This is a genomic window from Nonomuraea sp. NPDC023979, assembly GCF_040639085.1.
Classification (GTDB): domain Bacteria; phylum Actinomycetota; class Actinomycetes; order Streptosporangiales; family Streptosporangiaceae; genus Nonomuraea; species Nonomuraea ceibae.
Window position 1 is genome coordinate 1 of the sequence record NZ_JBEZZG010000018.1, and the last position, 17099, is coordinate 17099.

Consider the following 17099-nt stretch of genomic DNA (forward strand, 5'->3'; position numbering starts at 1 on the left):
CGGGGGGGGGGGTGGGCGGTTTCACTGCGGCCGGCGGCGGGGGGGGTCGGGGGGCGTCGCCCGCCGCGCTGCGGCCGGGAGCGGGGCCGCCCTTGATACCCATAAGAACAATTCGGCAACTCGGCTACAAGATCGCACTGACTGCCCTCGGCACCCACGGGCGCGCCGATGCGGGCTGTTAACCGGCCCAAGCGTCGAATAGGCGGCAGACCGGGCCAGACCTTTACGCGCCACCCCTAAATTGCGTTCCGGTCTAAGTACGCGGAGCGCGCATTGCGTACCATTCTTCTCAAAAGCCACGCTGCTCCACATCTGGGTTTAGGGTGGGGTGGTCATTTTTGATGTGGAGGCTAGAGTGTCAAGGGTCGGCGCACACTCATCGTGAATAGAGGAGCAAAACAACCGTGACCGGGACGACTGACGCAAAGGCTGGACTCGCTACCCTAGAAGGCTATTCTCGGGCGGAGCTGCTGCGAACGCTAGAAAAGTCGCCGAGGTCGCAAAGGGTACAGCTCATCAGTGAAGCTCTCGCGCGGCTGGTTGGGCGTTCAGGGCATCCCTGGATGACCGAGCTGGCAGTTATCGCTGACAATCAGCATCTAGCCACTCGTGATATACGGTCACTGACATCCGATCTGGGATGGGCGAGTCGGGATGCGGGCGATCCGCTGCCTACGGAGGACTTGACGCCCGATGGGCCGGTAGACGTAGATCTGTTCCGGCTTATCCTGGTGTATACACGAGGACAGCGTCTGCGGTTCGACTTCCGTTTTCGGCAGCTCCATGAGTGCGCACACACATGGCTGATGGAATACGATGACGCGCTTATTCGCGCGTTCGCTGCATATGCCGCGCTTGGGCTACGCCATCCGGACGCACTAAACCTCTACAGGCAGTCGATAGACGCCTCGGATGCCGATCAAGTGAGCCGTCATGTGTGTCTTGACGGTCTATGGATGGGCGACCATATTACCGATCAAGCACAATTGCTTCTCGACCTATCCGGCTACATGATTGGGCGGGGCGAGGGCGGCGGAAACCTGTACTTTAGGCGGGCGAGAGCTTTCTCTCGCCTTGGGGACACGGAAAGAGCGCGCTTCGATGTCTACCGAGCGATAGATATGCTTCCGCCTGGAAACAACGCTATTCATCAGGACTACGTTCGTGAGATGCAGATAATTTCGACGCGGGCGGATCTCGAAGAAGCGGGAAGGCGACTGCTCGATCAGGTCCGGCAAGAAGTGAGAGAAACTGCACAGCAAGAAGTGGCAGACGCTACAAAGGTGATGGGCGAGCGCATTAAAAGCGCGGAGCGACTTGTTGGCGATGGCCTGTTGAAAGTGGTCGAAATCCTGGGCCTGTTCGTCACCCTAGCGGCGTTCGTCGTCGGTGGAGGCTTCGCGATGCTCAAGGCGGAGAGCTGGGAGCAGATAACAGGAAGCGCAGCACTTATAGGGGTCGGATCACTGGCCTTCTTTGCACTACTTCGACTAATCATGCGATGGCGAAGGGACTAAGAATGACTACTTCTTTGCAGCCATTCATGCCGGATCTTATCGACCCGGTGCGCGTGTTCGGGGAGAAGTCGTTCGACTTCTCCCGGCAAGTAATAGTGATGGCGATCATTAATCGCACCCCGAACTCCAACCTGGATCCCCATAAGTCGATGGAGCTCGATTCGATCGTCACTCGGGCCGAGCAGGTCATGACAGAGGGTGCGGACTGGATCGACATCGGTGGCCGGGCCTTCGTGGGAGTGAAGGAACAGTTACCAGTACGCGAAGAGATCGCCCGCGTGATGCCTGCAATTGCAGCCATCCGGGAGAAAACAGACGCCGTGATATCTGTAGACACGCATCTTCCCGATGTGGCGATTGCTGCCCACGAAGCCGGTGCGCACATCATCAACGATACATACGGGCTGCAAAGTCCGGGCATGGTCGAGGTCATCGCGGAGACGGGAATGGGGGTGATCATCGCCCACAGCCTGGCAGGGCCCGGCATCCATATCGAAAAGCCGGACTATGAAACTGGGGTCACCAAGGAAGTTACGGAGTTCCTTCGAAGCCGCGTCGATTACGCCTTAAATAGTGGCATCAAGCCGCATCAGATCATCATTGACCCTGGGCATGATCTACACAAAAACACCTACCACTCCAACGAGCTGTCTCGGAATTTTGACGAGATCGCAAAAATCGGCTACCCGGCCTTGGCTGCGGTCAGCAACAAGCACTTCATATGGGAATCCATCGGGTGCCAGCGAGGAGATATGGAAGTTGGGCCGGGCACACTGGCCGCTAACATTCTTTGCGTCTATCAGGGCGCCCGGCTAGTGCGGGTTCATGACGTGAAAAGCAATGTACAAGCTATGCGCACCACAGAGGCCCTGTTGGGCTTGAAGCGGTAGCTTCTATGTAACGGAAGTGACGAGGCCGGCGGAATGGCCGGAGGCCACCCGTAGGGCGAGCGATAGCGAGTTCCGCCGGCCTCGTCACGACACCAAGGCGCGTCAACTTCCGGCAGCTCATTGCATGCGAGACCGCCGACAACCACCCCAAGCCAAGACGCAGCACCCAGTTTGCCTGTGAGATAGATCACATCAAGCAGATCTGATAGAGATTGCGTCAGAACTTGTGTCGATTTGGGGCCATTTAGTTATACACAAATGGACCGAATTGAGCCGCTTCGAGCTGTGAAGAGCGCCCTCTTGGAGTCCTCACCTCCGGGAACACGTAGCGTGACTCGTTCGTTACTCTAGTGAGTCCGTTCGACAACCCAAGGAGTTGGCTGCTGTTGGCCCTTCAAGGTCCTATCGCCGTCTCACAAGAGATGGTGTTCCCGCACGGCTGCTACGTCGTGGGGGAAATCTCCCCGGTTCTCGACTTCGAGGCGAGTACGAGGGAACGCCCGGTCCCTGCACGGGACAAGGTGACAAACGAGCTGATGTGGTCCGTCCCGGTGCTGGATGGGGACCCGGAGCTTAAGGCGTCCGCTAAGTCGGTCGCGGTCAAGGTCGTCTCTCCGGTTGCGCCGGAGATCCCTGCTCCCCCGGCGGCGCTGGCGGGGCTGCCGTTCGTGCCGATCGAGTTCGAAGGCATGACGGCGACGCCGTATGTGAATCAGCAGGGCCGGTTGGCCTGGTCCTACAAGGCGACGGGGATGCGTGCGGCGCGATCTGCGACGCTCAATAAAAAGGGCGGTCCTAAGGACGCCGAGTAATGCCCCCTCGCAGGCTCGCCGTTGCGGCGGGTGAGGGGATGCCGGTAGCGATTGTGCTGCTGCCGATGAGTGCGGCTCGCGCATGGGGCGCGGGATCGTACGACACCTTCTCTGGAGCGCTGCGATCGTCGTTGACGCCCAGCCTGAAGCCGGTCACGCCTGGGCGCATGGTCGTGGGGCGTTCTCCGATGTAGCGGCTGATCGTGGGTCGCCGGGGTTGTGACGGCTCCGGTGGCCCTGCCGGTCATGTCTCGTCGCTCGGTGGTGGTGCGGTCCTGATTGGACCGCACCCTACTGATCTTCCTGTCTTGGCGCTGGTGCCGACCGTGGGTTGGTGCCGGGCTGTCTGCATCGCTTCTCGGAAAGGTGCTGCTTTTGCTGCGCAAACTTCCTGGTGACGAGGTTCAGAACGTCGTCTCCACCAAGCCGGACTCCTCGCTTCACTGGCGGCCCGTGATCGTCAGGACGCCCGGCATCGTCTTCCTGATCGTCCACTTGGCGCGGCTGGTTACCGCGCTGGTCAGGACGGTCGTCCGGCATCCGATCGCGTGCGCTCTGGCGGGCGTGACCGGAGGGCTGGTGTACTTCACCGACTGGCGGGCCTGGGTGTCCGTCGCGGGCGTCTGCGTGGCCGGGCTAGCAACCTGGTTCTCGCTGTGGCGGCCATCGTTCCGGGCGTGCGTGAGCCTGCCCGCGCTGAGCTGGTGCCGGTGGATGTGGATCTACCGGCGCAAGTGGCAGGGCGTGATGGCCGTGGCTGGGCTGGGCCGTTCGCTGGGCGGGCGCGCGTACATGCCGGATCTGGTCAAGGTCTCCTGTGATCAGTTCGCTGATCACGTCACGGTCAGGATGCTGGCCGGTCAGGACCCGGACGAGTGGGCGCGCGTCTCGGCCGGGCTGGCACACGGGTTCGGCTCGCAACGATGCCGCGTTGTGGTCATCAAACCGGGCCGGGTCCGGCTGGTCTTCCCGCGTCACGATGCCCTCTCAGAGGTGATCCCTCCGGATCCGATCCCAGCACACCCGCACGTCCATGCGGCGTTCGCGGGCCTGACCGAAGACGGTCAGCGGTTCCGGATGCGACTGCACGGTACTCACGTGCTGGTCGCGGGCGGGACGGGAGCGGGTAAAGGCTCGTTCCTGTGGGCGGCGGTGCGGGGGCTGCTGCCTGCGACACAGGCCGGACTTGCGGAGCTGTGGGGGTTGGACCCCAAGCACATGGAACTGTCCTTCGGACGCGCTCTGTTCCGGCGGTACGCGGCCACACCCGAAGAGTGTGCGGATCTGCTGGAACGGGCTGTGGGGGTGATGCAGGAGCGAGCGAGCCGATACGGCGGCGTACGGCGCAATCACGAACCGACCGAAGAGGATCCGTTCATCCTCGTCATGGTGGACGAGGTGGCGTTCCTGACCGCCTATCAACCGGACAGGAACCTCAAAATTCGCACGATGGCGGCACTGTCCACGCTGACTACGCAAGGGCGCGCGGTCGGGGTCGGGGTCATGGCGGCCTTGCAGGACCCGCGCAAGGACGTGCTCAACATCCGCAACCTGTTCCCCGATCGGATCGCGCTTCGGCTGGATGAGGCCGAACAGGTGGACATGGTTCTCGGGGACGGCGCACGAGACCGGGGCGCGCTGTGCGATCAGATCCCGCGTGATCCGGAGGATCCGAGCGTGGGGGCGGGAGTCGCGTATGTGCGACTGGAGAACCGCCCTGAGCCGATCCGGGTTCGAGCGGGGTTCACCAGCGACAGCGACATCAGGCAGATGGTTCTTCAGTACGCGGCGGCCGGGGAGGCTGTGTGAGCAGGTTCATCGAAGTTCTGTACGGGCTGCGCTGCGCGGAGTGCGGCGAGGAAGACCAGCTCGCTCTGGACGTGGTTCGGGCGCTCGTGGAGTGCCGCTCCTGCGGAGCGCGGGCATGCTCAGGCGAGCTGGAGGACGAGCCCGCCGAGGATCTGAGCGACTGCTTCGAAGCCGGGGCCGCTGAGGCAGCCGCCTTCGGTCTGGACGGGATCGAGGGAATCGACGGGATCGAGGTCGGCGGCGATTGGGGGGCTGCTTGACGGATACCGCCGTCGGGGGGATGCCGCGTGCTCTTGCAGGTGCGCGGCTCCTGTCCCCGGACATCGCTCGGGTGGTGGCAGAGCAAGCGGGGGTATGCATCCGGCCATTGGCCATGTGGGTGCAGGATCAGCAGAGCGGCGAACGCCGGTTGGTGAACGTTGCGTGCGGGGCGCGACTGGAAAGTGCGTGCCCCCCGTGCGCCCGGCGTAATCGCCTGGCCAGGATGGCGCAGTGTCAGGAAGGCTGGCACTTGGAGGCGGAACCGGAGCGGCGCCCGAGCAGCGGCAATCCGCCTTCTACGGAATCGGCCGGCGGATGCATGATCGAGTCCGCGGGAGAGGCCAGTACACAGGCGGCGTCTGCTGGGCGGCGTGTGCGCTCCACGCGGCGGCGGCAAGATGCACCGAGGCTGCCCAAGCGGGACAAGAGCAGGACGACACTGGGGCGGACGTTCACCACGAAGGAGGGGAAGGTGCTCCGGCCATCGATGTTCGTCACGCTGACCTTGCCCTCCTATGGGCGCGTGCGCGATGGGGTGCCGGTGGAACCGGGCAGCTACGACTATCGGCGGGCGGCTCGGGATGCGCTGCACTTCTCCAAGCTGGTGGATCGGTTCGTACAGAACCTTCGCCGGGTGGCAGGGTGGGAGGTGCAGTATTTCGCGGCGGTGGAGTTTCAGCGGCGGCTAGCGCCGCATCTGCACATGGCGATCCGGGGCACGCTCGCACGGGCAGAGGTGCGTCAGGTGGTGGCGGCCACCTATCACCAGGTGTGGTGGCCCTCGGCCGATCGCGTGCTGTTTGACGGGGAGTGCCTGCCTGTCTGGACGGAGGCCGGGCGGTACATCGATCCGGCCACAGGCGAAGTCCTGTCGTCCTGGGAAGAGGCACTAGACCAGCTCGCCAGCGATGCTGAGGCGGAGCCGCTGCACGTGGTTCAGTTCGGTGACCAGGTCGATATGCAGGGAGTCCTGTCCGGGACGGCTGATGCTGACCGGTGCGTGAGATACCTGGCCAAGTACCTGACCAAGGCGGTCAGCGGTGGGGCGCTGCACACGAGCGGCGATGCTCGTTCGGCACAACGGCGGCATGTAGGGCGGCTGCTGGAGGCGCTGCGCTATGAGCCCTGTTCCCCAGCGTGTGCGAACTGGTTGAGGTACGGGGTCGAGCCCAAGAGAGCAAAGGTCGGGCTGTTGCCGGGCCACTGCCGGGGCAAGGCACACCGGGCCGAACACCTCGGTTACGGCGGGCGGCGGGTGCTGGTCTCGCGCAAGTGGTCAGGCAAGACCCTGGGCGAGTACACACGGGAGCGGCGGGCCTGGGTGCTGCAAACCCTGGGTGCAGAGGAGTCGATAGATCCGGATCGCTTCCTGTGGAGGTTGGCTGCCAGCACAGATCCGGATGTACCGAGACTGGCGGTCCGGCTACTAGATCTAGTGGCCGAACGCCAACAGCTACGGCGGAAGCTGGCACAGGCCAGCACGGAGAAGGGAGAGAACGTAGCCGGAGCGCAGCATGCAGAGGCACGGCAATGAGGCAACCGCTGAATCAACTGTCCCTGTTCGACCTGGAGGAAAGAGAGGTCGCAAAGGAAGATCGCCCAACTAGCGGGTCGGCGGAGGCGCTCACCGGAGTGGGGCGCATGAGGAAAGGCAGCGCCGAAGGCACCTCTTGCCGAAAGGTAAGCAAAAGGGATCATAGCGGGCGGCGATCAGCCACAACGGACCCTAGGGCGGGCGGGCGGGCCGCCGAGAGGGCGCGGCAGAGTCACCCGCTCATTGATGAGCATGATCGGGAAGACAGCCGTAGGTCGGCGGGATCTCGGCGGGCCGACCAGCGCGCCCGGGATGGCTCCGAGGCACCGCGTCGGGAACAAGCCTCAACAACTGATCGGCTGTCGGACGCTGATCGAGAATGGGCGCGGCGAACTGCGGCGGCACTCGGCCCGTTAAGCGAGGAAGTACGGACCTATCTGGCTCTCGTCTTCAGCAATCACCGCCGGTAAGCCACAGTAGGCAAGTGATGCCCCGGGAACGCATTCCTGGGGCATCTTGCATGCGTGGCGGCCTACTAGCTTCCGCTCTTGGAAGTCTGGCCGGTCGTGGGCCAGATCTTTTCGATGCGGACTCGCTCACGGACGGGGACGTTCCTCCTACCACGCCCGATAGGCAGAACCGTCACGCGCAGCATGCGGCGGCAGATTTCCCGCTGCTCCCCTAGGCTGAGGTCTTCCCATGCCTCCGCGATGTTCTCGACCCCAATCAGCTTGACGACAGGATTGGTGTTCTCCAACGCCCGGTCAAGTGCGGCCTTTGCATCGTCGAGCTTCTTGCGCCGCGTAGCCGTCATGCTCTTCATCTGCGCCTTCGTGATCTCATCAGCTTCGTACTCTTCGCTGATCTCGATCAGCCGCTTCTCATGCTTGGCGATCTCGACGCGGAGTGCTGGAACATCCGCCATCTTCTTGCCAGGCTCGTATCCGATGATGTCAGCCGGTTCGGACAGCTCGATCAGCTCATGAATTGTTGCCTCGACCAATCGGTCAAGATCGTCGGCGGTTACTGTGACGTGGCCTGGCCCTGATGCGACGTTGCCCGGCCTCTCTGGTGACGAACACCTGTAATTGCGTATCACCTCGATTCGAATAACTTCTCCTGTCTGGCGGTCCTTGATCTTTCGGCGCTTGGGCTGCGTACGCATCTTGTCGCCACAAGGGCAGTTGTAAATGCCTGCCCCCAACAGGACCGGGGCCGTACCCGCGTAGTTGGTGCGCCGGTTGGGGTCGGTCAGCTTGCGTACCAGCGCCCAATAATCCTCGGGGTCCACGATCGGTTCACCAGGGAGCGTCCCGACTACATCATCCGGGGTGTAGTGGAGTGGCTTGCCGGTCTCCGGTTCCTCCGCGTTCTCGTCGTCCTGGTCGTAATCGTCGTCCATGTGGCTAACGTGGTCGCGCTCCGATCGGTGAACCGTCAGTCCCGCGTTACGCGGGCGTAGCAGCATGTCCCGCGCCGCCGCCGCTGAGAACGGTTTGCCGCTTGTGGTAACCACACCGGCCAGCTTCATGTCACGCGCGATTTCCTTCATAGACACGTCGGTCAGCGCAACCGCTGTGTAGTGGGCGATGTGCTGAGCCTCGTCGCGGCGTAGCGTAACCCCGTCAGACTCGAACCCGTAGGGGCGACGCCCGCCCCCATACCGTCCCTCCTCAGCCTGTTCGCGGCGCTTGCGCGAGACTCGCCGGGAAGTATCGCGAGATGCCTGGTTCGCGATGGCGCAATGGATGCGGGCCGACGTGATGTCAGTGTCGTTAGCTAGGCGAAGGCTTCCGGTGTACGACCCCACCACGATGCGAGGACGTGATCCTTCGACCACGTCAATCAAGTCTTCGAGGTCACGCGGGTCACGCACGGTGCGGTCAAGGTGGTAAGTCATGAACCGCCGAAAGGTGCCCTTACTTAGCAGCCCCAGCGCACGCCGAAACTTCGGCCGAACCGTGCGTAGCTGGGTCTCACCGTTGGGGAGCTTGATCTTGCGCCGTTTGAAGGCGCTTGTATCGTTCTCCACAAGGATCATGCCCACGGGCCATCCAACCCGGCCCGCCTGTTTGATGGTGTCTTGGACCTGACGGGCCACTCCGAAGATGTCGCCTGGTTCAGCATCAGAGATCCGGACCAACAGCAGCGCTGCCCCCGGCGGTCGGACATCTGCCGTCCATACTTCGCCACGCTGATCCCACTGGCCGGGAACCCCGTTGATGGACATAGGCGCGCCCTCGCGCATCGCTTCCCGGATCGACGTAATGCGCGCCTGCTCGTCCGCTGGGAGGTGGCCGGGCTTCTGGATCTCGCGGACCATCTGACTGCATCCTCTCTGACCTGGGCTTTCACTCCAAATTCTATCGCGGAAAGTGTCATAACCCGGGGTTGGGGAAGTCCACGCTGCTCAAGCTCGTCGCCGGTGAGCTGCGGCCGACGGCCGGCTCGGTCAGCGTCGCCGGCGACGTCGGCTACCTGCCGCAGGACCTGCCCCTGGCCACCGGCGCCACCGTCGCCGGGCTGCTCGGCATCGAACGGCAGCGGGCCGCGCTGCACGCCATCGAGGGCGGCGACGCCTCCCCCGAGCACTTCACGGCCATCGGCGACGACTGGGACGTCGAGGAGCGGGCGCACGCCGAGCTGGACCGGCTCGGCCTCGGCCACCTCGGCCTGGACCGGCCCGCCGGCACCCTGTCCGGCGGCGAGGTCGTGATGACCGGCCTGGCGGCGCTGCTCATGCGCAGGCCCGGCGTGCTGCTGCTCGACGAGCCCACCAACAACCTCGACCTGGACGCCCGCCGCCGCCTGTACGCGGCCGTGCGCTCCTGGACGGGGGTGCTGGTGGTGGTCAGCCACGACCGCGTCCTGCTCGACCTGGTGGACCAGATCGCCGACCTGCGCGACGGGGCGGTGCGCGTGTTCGGCGGCAACCTGACGGCCTACGAGCAGGCGCTCGCGGCCAAGCGGGAGGCGGCCGAGCGCATGGTCCGGGTCGCCGAGGGCGACCTCAGGAAGCAGAAGCAGGAGCTGGCCGACGCCCTGGTCAAGCTGAGCCGCCGGACCCGTTACGGAGGCAAGATGTACGCGACCAAGCGCGAGCCGAAGATCATCATGAACGCGCGCAAACGGCAGGCCCAGGTGGCGGCGGGCAAGCACCGCACCATGCACGCCGAGAAGCTGGAGCAGGCCCGCGACCGCCTCACCGAGGCCGAGCAGGCCGTCCGCGAGGACGCCGAGATCCGCGTGTCGCTGCCGCGCACCGAGGTCCCGGCCGGGCGCACGGTCCTGACGCTGACGGGCGTGCCGGGGCTGAGCGAGCTGCGCGGCGGCCCCGACGCCGGCGGCGAGCCCGTGACGGAGCTGGTGCTGCGCGGCCCCGAGCGGGTCGCGCTGACCGGCCCCAACGGGTCGGGCAAGACGACGCTGCTGCGCGCGATCGTCTCAGGCGCTCCCGGGGCCTGCCCCGGGGTGCCCGTGCGCTACCTGCCGCAGCGGCTCGACCTGCTGGACGGCTCGCTCAGCGTGCTCGACAACGTCCGGCGGTTCGCCCCGGCCGTCCCCGTGGGCGAGCTGCGGGCGCGGCTGGCCCGCTTCCTGTTCCGGGGGGCGCGGGCCGAGCAGCCTGCCGCGACGCTGTCGGGCGGCGAGCGGTTCCGCGCCGTCCTGGCCGCCCTGCTCTCCGCCGAGCCGCCGCCCCAGCTGCTGCTCCTGGACGAGCCGACGAACAACCTGGACATGGCCAGCGTCCGCCGGCTGTCCGAGGCGCTGTCGGCCTACCGGGGCGCGCTGCTCGTGGTCAGCCACGACCTGCCGTTCCTGGAGACGCTCGGCATCACCCGCTGGCTGGCCAAGCATCCGGAGGGATGATTGTGTGTCCGGAGAACCTGTGAGGAGGGCACCTGTGAGCCGCAAGATTTCCTCCGTCGTCGGAGGCAAGGACGCCGCCGCGATCGAGACGTACGCATCGACGAACCCCGCCCGCACCGCCGAGGTCGTCGCCGAGGTGGGGCTGGCCGACGCCGAGACCTTCGCCGTCGCCGCGGCGACGGCGAAGGAGGCGCAGCGGGAGTGGGCCAGGGTGCCCGCTCCCGTGCGGGGACGGGTGATCGCCTCCATCGGGCGGCTCGTCGAGGCCAACACCGAGACGCTGGCCAGGATCGTCACCCAGGAGATCGGCAAGCCCTACGGTGAGGCGCTGGGCGAGGTGCGGGAGATCGTCGACACGTGCGACTTCTTCCTCGGCGAGGGCCGCAGGCTCTACGGGCAGACGGTGCCGTCGGAGATGCCCGACAAGAACCTGTTCACCTTCCGCAACCCGGTCGGCGTCGCGGCGGTGATCACCGCGGGCAACTTCCCGGTGGCCGTCCCGTCCTGGTACCTGGTGCCGGCGCTGCTGTGCGGCAACGCGGTCGTGTGGAAGCCCGCCGAGTACGCCGCCGCCTCCGCGCACGCCCTCTACCGGCTGTTCGTGGCGGCGGGGCTGCCCGACGGCGTGCTCAACATCGTCTTCGCCGACGGCGGGCAGACGTTCGCCGGGCTGGAGCGCGCCCTGGACGCCGGGAACGTCGACAAGGTCGGCTTCACCGGCTCCAGCGAGGTCGGCCGCAAGATCGGCGAGCTGGCCGGCCGGCATCTGCAGTCGGCCTGCCTGGAGCTCGGCGGCAAGAACCCGATGGTCATCATGCCGGACGCCGACCTGGACCTGGCGGTGGAGGGCGCGCTGTTCTCCGGGTTCGGCACCGCCGGGCAGCGCTGCACCAGCCTGGGCACGGTCATCGTGCACGAGTCGATCCACCGCGAGTTCACCGACCGCTTCGCCCGCGCCGTACGGGAGGCCAGGATCGGCGACCCCGAGCAGGACGTGCTGGCCGGGCCGCTGCTGGACCGCAAGTTCGCCGACCGCTACGAGGAATACCTGACCTGGATCCAGCCCCACCACCGGGTCGTCACCGGCGCGACCGGCCGCATCACCGCCGAGAGCCCGCACGGCGGCTTCACCGGCGAGGGCGGCCTCTACTACCATCCGGTCGTCGTCGACGGCGTGCGGCCGGACGACCGGCTGTTCCTGGAGGAGACGTTCGGGCCGATCGTCGGCGTCACCTCGTTCGCCACGCTGGAGGAGGCCGTCGAGCTCGCCAACCGGCCCGGCTACGGGCTGTCCAGCTCCATCTACACCACTGACGCCAAGCACGCCTTCCGCTTCCGCGAGGGCGTCTCGGCGGGCATGGTCAGCGTCAACAACTCCACCTCGGGGGCCGAGGCGCACCTGCCGTTCGGCGGCAACGGCAAGTCGGGCAACGGCAGCCGGCAGTCGGGGATGTGGGTGCTCGACCAGTTCACCCGCTGGCAGGCGATGAACTGGGACCACTCCGGGCGGCTGCAGAAGGCCCAGATGGACGTCGCCGACATCACGCCGGACCGCGACTTCCGGCTCTGAGCGCACGGCGGCGGGACGCGGCGTCCGCGTCCCGCCGTCCGCCGGGTCAGACCTGGCCGGCCTTCTCCAGCGCGGCGCAGCAGGTGTTCACGAGCAGGCGGGTGACCACGTACGGGTCGACGTTGGCGTTGGGGCGCCGGTCCTCGATGTAGCCCTTCTTGTCCACCTCGACCTGCCACGGGATGCGCACGGAGGCGCCGCGGTCGGAGACGCCGTAGGTGTAGCGGTTCCACGGGGCGGTCTCGTGCGCGCCGGTCAGGCGGCTCTCGATGTCGGCGCCGTACTGGGAGACGTGCTCCATCGGCTTGTCGCCCTCGCCGAGCGCCTCGCAGGCGGTGATGATGGCGTCGTAGCCCTCGCGCATGGCCTTGGTGGAGAAGTTCGTGTGCGCGCCGGCGCCGTTCCAGTCGCCACGGGCGGGCTTGGCGTCGAGCGTCGCCTCCACGCCGAACTCCTCGGCGGTGCGGTAGAGCAGCCAGCGGGCGATCCACAGGTGGTCGGCGACCTCGAGGGGGCCCGCCGGGCCTACCTGGAACTCCCACTGGCCGGGCATGACCTCGGCGTTGATGCCGGAGATGGCCAGGCCGGCGGCCAGGCAGCGGTCCAGGTGCAGCTCGACGATCTCGCGGCCGAACACGGCCTCGGCGCCCACGCCGCAGTAGTAGTGGCCCTGCGGGGCGGGGAAGCCGCCCTCGGGGAAGCCGAGCGGGCGGCTGCCCTTGAAGAACGTGTACTCCTGCTCGATGCCGAACCACGACTCCTGAGCCGCGTAACGCTCGGCGATCGGGCGCAGCAGCGCACGGGTGTTGCTCTTGTGCGAGGTGCCGTCGGTCTCCTCCACCTCGCACAGGACCAGCACGCTGTCGCCGCCGCGGATCGGGTCCGGGCAGGTGAACACGGGGCGGAGCACGCGGTCCGACGAGTGGCCCTCGGCCTGGTTGGTGCTGGAACCGTCGAAGCCCCACAGCGGCGGCTCTGCCCCGTCGGCGAGGATCCTGGTCTTGGAGCGCATCAGCGCCGTGGGCTCGGTGCCGTCGATCCAGATGTACTCAGCCTTGTAGCTCACGGCGGTCCTTTCACGGTTTCTCTCAGCCACGCCGAGTCTTAAGGACAGCCGTTTCCACGTTTTTGCCCGAATGTGAACGGCGTGTTAAGCCGGTGCCGGATCAGGTGCCCTCCCGCCTGGCCTGTCCGTCGTAGCCGAGCAGGCGCATGGCGGTGTCCGGGTCGAGCGCCGCGGCCAGGAGCTGGGCGCGGGCATGCGCCTGGTCGCGTTCGCGTTCGGCCTTCGCCTGGGCGGCGCGCAGGCCCCTGACCGCGACGGCGGCCAGCCCGGCGCCCACGACGGCGGCGACCACGACGAGGAACAGCACCGCCAGCAGGCCCGGCGAGACGATCCCGCCGCCGGGCTCCGGCCCGGCCGAGCCGGCGAGCGCGCCGCTCACGGCCAGCCCGCAGACGACGGCCACCGTCACCAGCGCGAGCAGGCTCCCCCCGGCCAGCCACCAGCGCCGCCCCACACCAGACGCGGGGACGGGAGCGGAGAAGGGCGCGGCGCCACGCGCGGGGACCGGCTCGTACGCCCGCGCCGGCTCGGCGGCCCACGGCACGAACTCCGGCCGGGACCCCTGCGCCCCGGGCACGGCCACCACGCCGGGCCCGTCGTCCGGCGGAACCGCCGCCGCCGGTGGGACGATCGTGCGGGGCTCGATCACCTCCTCGGGAGGGGCGCTCGCGCCGGGCAGGTCGCGCCCGATGCGGCCGTGCTCGCGGTGGGCGCGGACCGCCTCCCGGTGGTAGTCCTCCAGCTCCCGGTAGAAGTCGTCCGAGGCGTACACGGCGCCGTCGACCAGCGGCCCCGCGGCCCGTTCGATGACCGCGACCACGTCGTCCCCGTTGAGCGTGCGGTGCGCCTCCAGGGCGTGCGCCAGCGACAGCACGTCCCTGCGGCGCTCCTCCAGCAGCCGCTCGGTCTTCTCCAGCAGCCGCACGAGGTGGTCCTCGATCCGCTCCCCCAGCACGTCCGGCGCCGGTCCGGGCCGCGCCCGGGCGGAGCGGCGCGACCCGCGGCGGTGCGCCTTGCCGCCCGTGATCTCCAGCTCCCGCAGCGCGGGCAGCGAGGTGACGCCGGAGCCCATCCCCCAGTGCGACTCCATGAGCGCCGCCAGGAAGGTCGCCGCGTGCAGGTCGCCGGCGACGCCGGAAGAGCTGTCCTCGCCGAAGAACATCCGCTCCCCGGCCAGCGAGGCGAGCGCGACCATGATGTCCGCCTCGTACTCCGACTTCCACCGGGTGAACTGGTCGCCCGGCTCGATGGAGGCCACCAGCCCGAGGTGGTCGGCCCCCTTCTCGATGGTGGCGACGTCGATCTCCAGGTGGAAGCGGGCCACGTACGCGACGACCGCGTGGCAGGCCTCGTGCACGGCCACGGCGTGCCGCTCCCGGCCGGCGTACTCGGCGCCGCCGGGCGGGCCGAGCTGCTTGAGCCGCTTGGCGTGCAGCACGTCCGCCCAGGTGATGACGTCGCGCCCGGCTCGGACGGCGGCGATGAGCGACTCGTTGACCAGGTCCTTGATGGTGGCGCCGGTCGCGTACGGGGTGAGGGTGGCGAGCCTGTCGATCTGCTCGGCGGTGAGCCGGTGCGCGACCTTGCCGAAGTAGCCCTGGTAGGTGGCCACCCGTCCGGCCCTGGTCGGGTGGCCGACCTTGTAGACGCGGTCGATGCGGCCGGGCCGCAGCAGCGCCTCGTCGACGGCGTCGGGGCGGCTGGTGGCCATCATGACGAGGACGCGGTAGCCGGGCGGCGGTTTGGGCCGCATGCCGAGCGCCCGCCGGACCAGCCGGTTGAACAGGCCGCGCGGCTTCTTCAGCCCGGACAGCTCGGCGAGCAGGGCCTGGAGGGTGCCAGGTTCGCCGTGGGCCGCGCGGCCCGTGGCGAGCAGCCCGTTGCCGGGGTCGCGGAAGGCCAGGGCCATCCGGCTCTCCTCGGACAGGTACGTCATGCCGTGGCAGGGGGCCGGGCCGCCCGCGCCCTGGTGGGCGGACCTGCCGCGCCTGCCGAGCGCGTCGGCCTCGTCGAAGTGGACGACCACCCCGCCGTGGCGGAGCGCGAGCCTGCGCAGCCTCCGGAAGAGCGCCTTCATCTTGAGGACGCCGACGCCCGGGAGCAGGTTCGCGAACGCGCCCGGCTCGACGAGCACGTACGGCTTGCCGGTCTCCCCCGCGACGGCCTCGGCCAGCAGCGTCTTGCCGGTGCCCGGCGGCCCCCACAGCAGCAGGCCGCCGGGCACGTAGCCGCCGCGCTCCTCGATCTCGCCGGGCCGCTCCAGGAAGACGACGGCCTCGCGGACCCGCTCGACGACGTGGTCCTGCCCCCACACGTCGGCCAGGCGCGTCTCGACGTCGCCCGGGAAGTACGTCTCCACGCCGCCCCTGGACAGCAGCCAGAGCGCCCCCGCGACCGGCACGACGACCGCGCAGGCCACCAGCACGGCCCGCAGCACCGACGGCAGCGCCGCGAGGACCAGCGCCGCCGCCTGGAACACCGCCAGGAACGGGCTGGTGCCGAGCACCGCGCCCAGCACCAGCGCCGCCAGCGCGACCCAGAACGCCGCCATCAGCAGCCGGGCGAACCGGAACCGGGCCCAGTCGTCGAAGCGCCGGTGCGACCACCGCTCGACCCCGCCGGACACCCGCCCGGCCCAGAACCGGTGGTAGCCCGGCGACACCTCGCTGACCAGGAAGTGCGCCTGCCGGACCGCCTCAGCGCCGAGCAGCCAGAAGATCCACTGATGCTGCCGCGCGATCACCAGCATGGCCTCGCCGTACGGGACGATGCCGGGGAAGTCGGCCATCACCTTCCATGTCAGGACGGCGTACGCGACCGCGAGGCCGAGCAGGAGCCTGCTGCGGTCCCACAGGCGCATCCTCGGCCGCGTGGCGGTGGCGGGCACGGCGGGCCCGCTGCCGGGCGCGCGCAGCCCTGCCTGGCGTGTGCTCTTCACAGGGTGCTCCCTCATCCGGGCAGCCGCAGCAGCTTGAACGAACGCGCGATCTCGTCGAACTCCGCCCGGCGGGCCACGTGGCAGTCCGGCCGGCAGGCGATGAGCATGACCGAGACGGTGGAGCCGGAGCCGTCGAGGATGGCGGTCTGGTCGAAGGTCTGGTGTCCGGCGCCGATCCGGTAGCTGTAGCGGACCCGTACGCCCCGGGCGCCGTCGTCCAGCCGGACGGGCTCGTCGCTGAGCCGCTCGAACCCGCTGAACAGCGGCGGCCGCCCCGACTCCAGCACCCGGCCCAGGTAGGCCGTGCGCGACTCCTCGGTCACCGGCAGGACGAAGTCGCGCAGCCGGTCGAGCGACACCACGTCGCGCTGCGGCCCGGTCAGCCGGTGCACGGCCGCGTACACGAACGGCTCCCGCGAGCCGAACAGGTGGTCCACGTCCGGCTCCCGCGCCTGGTCGAAGGCCGCCGACCAGACCCGCCGCCTGCGCTCCAGCGCCGCCTGCGAGCCCGGCCTGTCGCCGCTGAACACGAGCTCCAGCGGGTAGGCGTCGATCCTGGCGAACGAGGCGGGCACCTTGAAGTAGGTGGTGCCGTCCCTGTCGCGCACGTAGGTGAACTCCGGCTGCCCGCACGCAACCGGCAACAGAGATCGCGGCCGTCAGCGCGACCCACGCCCGTGTCTTCCTCACCGGATCTTCACTGGGGTCCTACCTCCAATGACGAGGCACCGACGTTGTTGTGCCCGTTTTCGGATCCGGTGAGCCCGATGCACGATGAGAAATCTTGACCAAATCTTGGCCGTACACCGGCCTTACTTGTTACAGATCAACA

At 67.7% G+C, this 17099-nt stretch carries 11 protein-coding genes and 1 pseudogene; 8 read left to right on the forward strand and 4 right to left on the reverse strand.

Annotation, left to right across the window (positions count from 1 at the left end; translation table 11 throughout):
- Nucleotides 1-806: 806 nt before the first annotated feature.
- The 6 genes from AB0G11_RS27840 to AB0G11_RS27865 all read left to right on the forward strand — a co-directional run bounded on the left by AB0G11_RS27840 (nucleotide 807) and on the right by AB0G11_RS27865 (nucleotide 6823).
- Nucleotides 807-1517, forward strand: a complete 711-nt coding sequence (locus tag AB0G11_RS27840; RefSeq protein WP_357589392.1) for a hypothetical protein — start codon at nucleotides 807-809, stop codon at nucleotides 1515-1517.
- A gap of 2 nt (nucleotides 1518-1519) precedes the next feature.
- On the forward strand, nucleotides 1520-2407 hold the full coding sequence (folP, locus tag AB0G11_RS27845; RefSeq protein ID WP_357589394.1) for a dihydropteroate synthase: 888 nt from the start codon (nucleotides 1520-1522) through the stop codon (nucleotides 2405-2407).
- Between the two features lie 350 nt (nucleotides 2408-2757).
- Nucleotides 2758-3219, forward strand: coding sequence for a plasmid replication, integration and excision activator (locus AB0G11_RS27850; RefSeq protein ID WP_357589396.1), 462 nt, complete (start codon nucleotides 2758-2760; stop codon nucleotides 3217-3219).
- A 375-nt stretch (nucleotides 3220-3594) separates the two neighbouring features.
- Entirely contained in the window at nucleotides 3595-5028 is a 1434-nt protein-coding gene (locus tag AB0G11_RS27855; RefSeq protein ID WP_357589398.1) for an FtsK/SpoIIIE domain-containing protein, read from the forward strand.
- A complete protein-coding gene (locus tag AB0G11_RS27860; RefSeq protein ID WP_357589399.1) occupies nucleotides 5025-5288 on the forward strand; it encodes a hypothetical protein in 264 nt (87 codons plus the stop codon). Before AB0G11_RS27855 ends, AB0G11_RS27860 begins: the two co-directional genes overlap by 4 nt.
- A 20-nt stretch (nucleotides 5289-5308) precedes the next feature.
- Nucleotides 5309-6823 (forward strand): replication initiator, encoded by a 1515-nt coding sequence (locus AB0G11_RS27865; RefSeq protein ID WP_357589558.1) that lies wholly within the window; start codon nucleotides 5309-5311, stop codon nucleotides 6821-6823.
- Nucleotides 6824-7358: 535 nt separating this feature from the next.
- Here the strand turns inward: AB0G11_RS27865 and AB0G11_RS27870 are convergent.
- Entirely contained in the window at nucleotides 7359-9146 is a 1788-nt protein-coding gene (locus AB0G11_RS27870) for a recombinase family protein (protein WP_357589401.1), read from the reverse strand.
- Nucleotides 9147-9211: 65 nt separating this feature from the next.
- Between AB0G11_RS27870 and AB0G11_RS27875 the strand changes: the two are divergent.
- Nucleotides 9212-10693: pseudogene (locus AB0G11_RS27875) on the forward strand (ABC-F family ATP-binding cassette domain-containing protein); the annotation flags it as partial.
- Nucleotides 10694-10727: 34 nt separating this feature from the next.
- Nucleotides 10728-12263: an aldehyde dehydrogenase family protein gene (locus tag AB0G11_RS27880; RefSeq protein WP_357589403.1), complete on the forward strand. Its 1536-nt coding sequence runs from the start codon at nucleotides 10728-10730 to the stop codon at nucleotides 12261-12263.
- A 46-nt stretch (nucleotides 12264-12309) separates the two neighbouring features.
- On the opposite strand, the gene glnII is transcribed toward AB0G11_RS27880, so the two are convergent.
- The 3 genes from glnII to AB0G11_RS27895 all read right to left on the reverse strand — a co-directional run bounded on the left by glnII (nucleotide 12310) and on the right by AB0G11_RS27895 (nucleotide 16875).
- Nucleotides 12310-13329, reverse strand: coding sequence for a glutamine synthetase (glnII, locus tag AB0G11_RS27885; RefSeq protein ID WP_219511337.1), 1020 nt, complete (start codon nucleotides 13327-13329; stop codon nucleotides 12310-12312).
- 100 nt (nucleotides 13330-13429) lie between these two features.
- Nucleotides 13430-16267 carry an AAA family ATPase gene (locus AB0G11_RS27890; protein ID WP_357589404.1) on the reverse strand — a complete coding sequence of 946 codons (2838 nt, stop codon included), beginning with the start codon at nucleotides 16265-16267 and terminating at the stop codon, nucleotides 13430-13432.
- A gap of 11 nt (nucleotides 16268-16278) precedes the next feature.
- Nucleotides 16279-16875 (reverse strand): hypothetical protein, encoded by a 597-nt coding sequence (locus AB0G11_RS27895; protein WP_357589406.1) that lies wholly within the window; start codon nucleotides 16873-16875, stop codon nucleotides 16279-16281.
- Between the last annotated feature and the right edge of the window lie 224 nt (nucleotides 16876-17099).

What these genes read in the sequence shown, in the direction of transcription:
- AB0G11_RS27865 (WP_357589558.1), top strand. Translation starts at nt 5,309, where the DNA reads ATGCCGCGTGCTCTTGCAGGTGCGCGGCTCCTGTCCCCGGACATCGCT.
- folP (WP_357589394.1), top strand. Translation starts at nt 1,520, where the DNA reads ATGACTACTTCTTTGCAGCCATTCATGCCGGATCTTATCGACCCGGTG.
- AB0G11_RS27870 (WP_357589401.1), bottom strand. Translation starts at nt 9,146, where the DNA reads ATGGTCCGCGAGATCCAGAAGCCCGGCCACCTCCCAGCGGACGAGCAG.
- AB0G11_RS27840 (WP_357589392.1), top strand. Translation starts at nt 807, where the DNA reads ATGGAATACGATGACGCGCTTATTCGCGCGTTCGCTGCATATGCCGCG.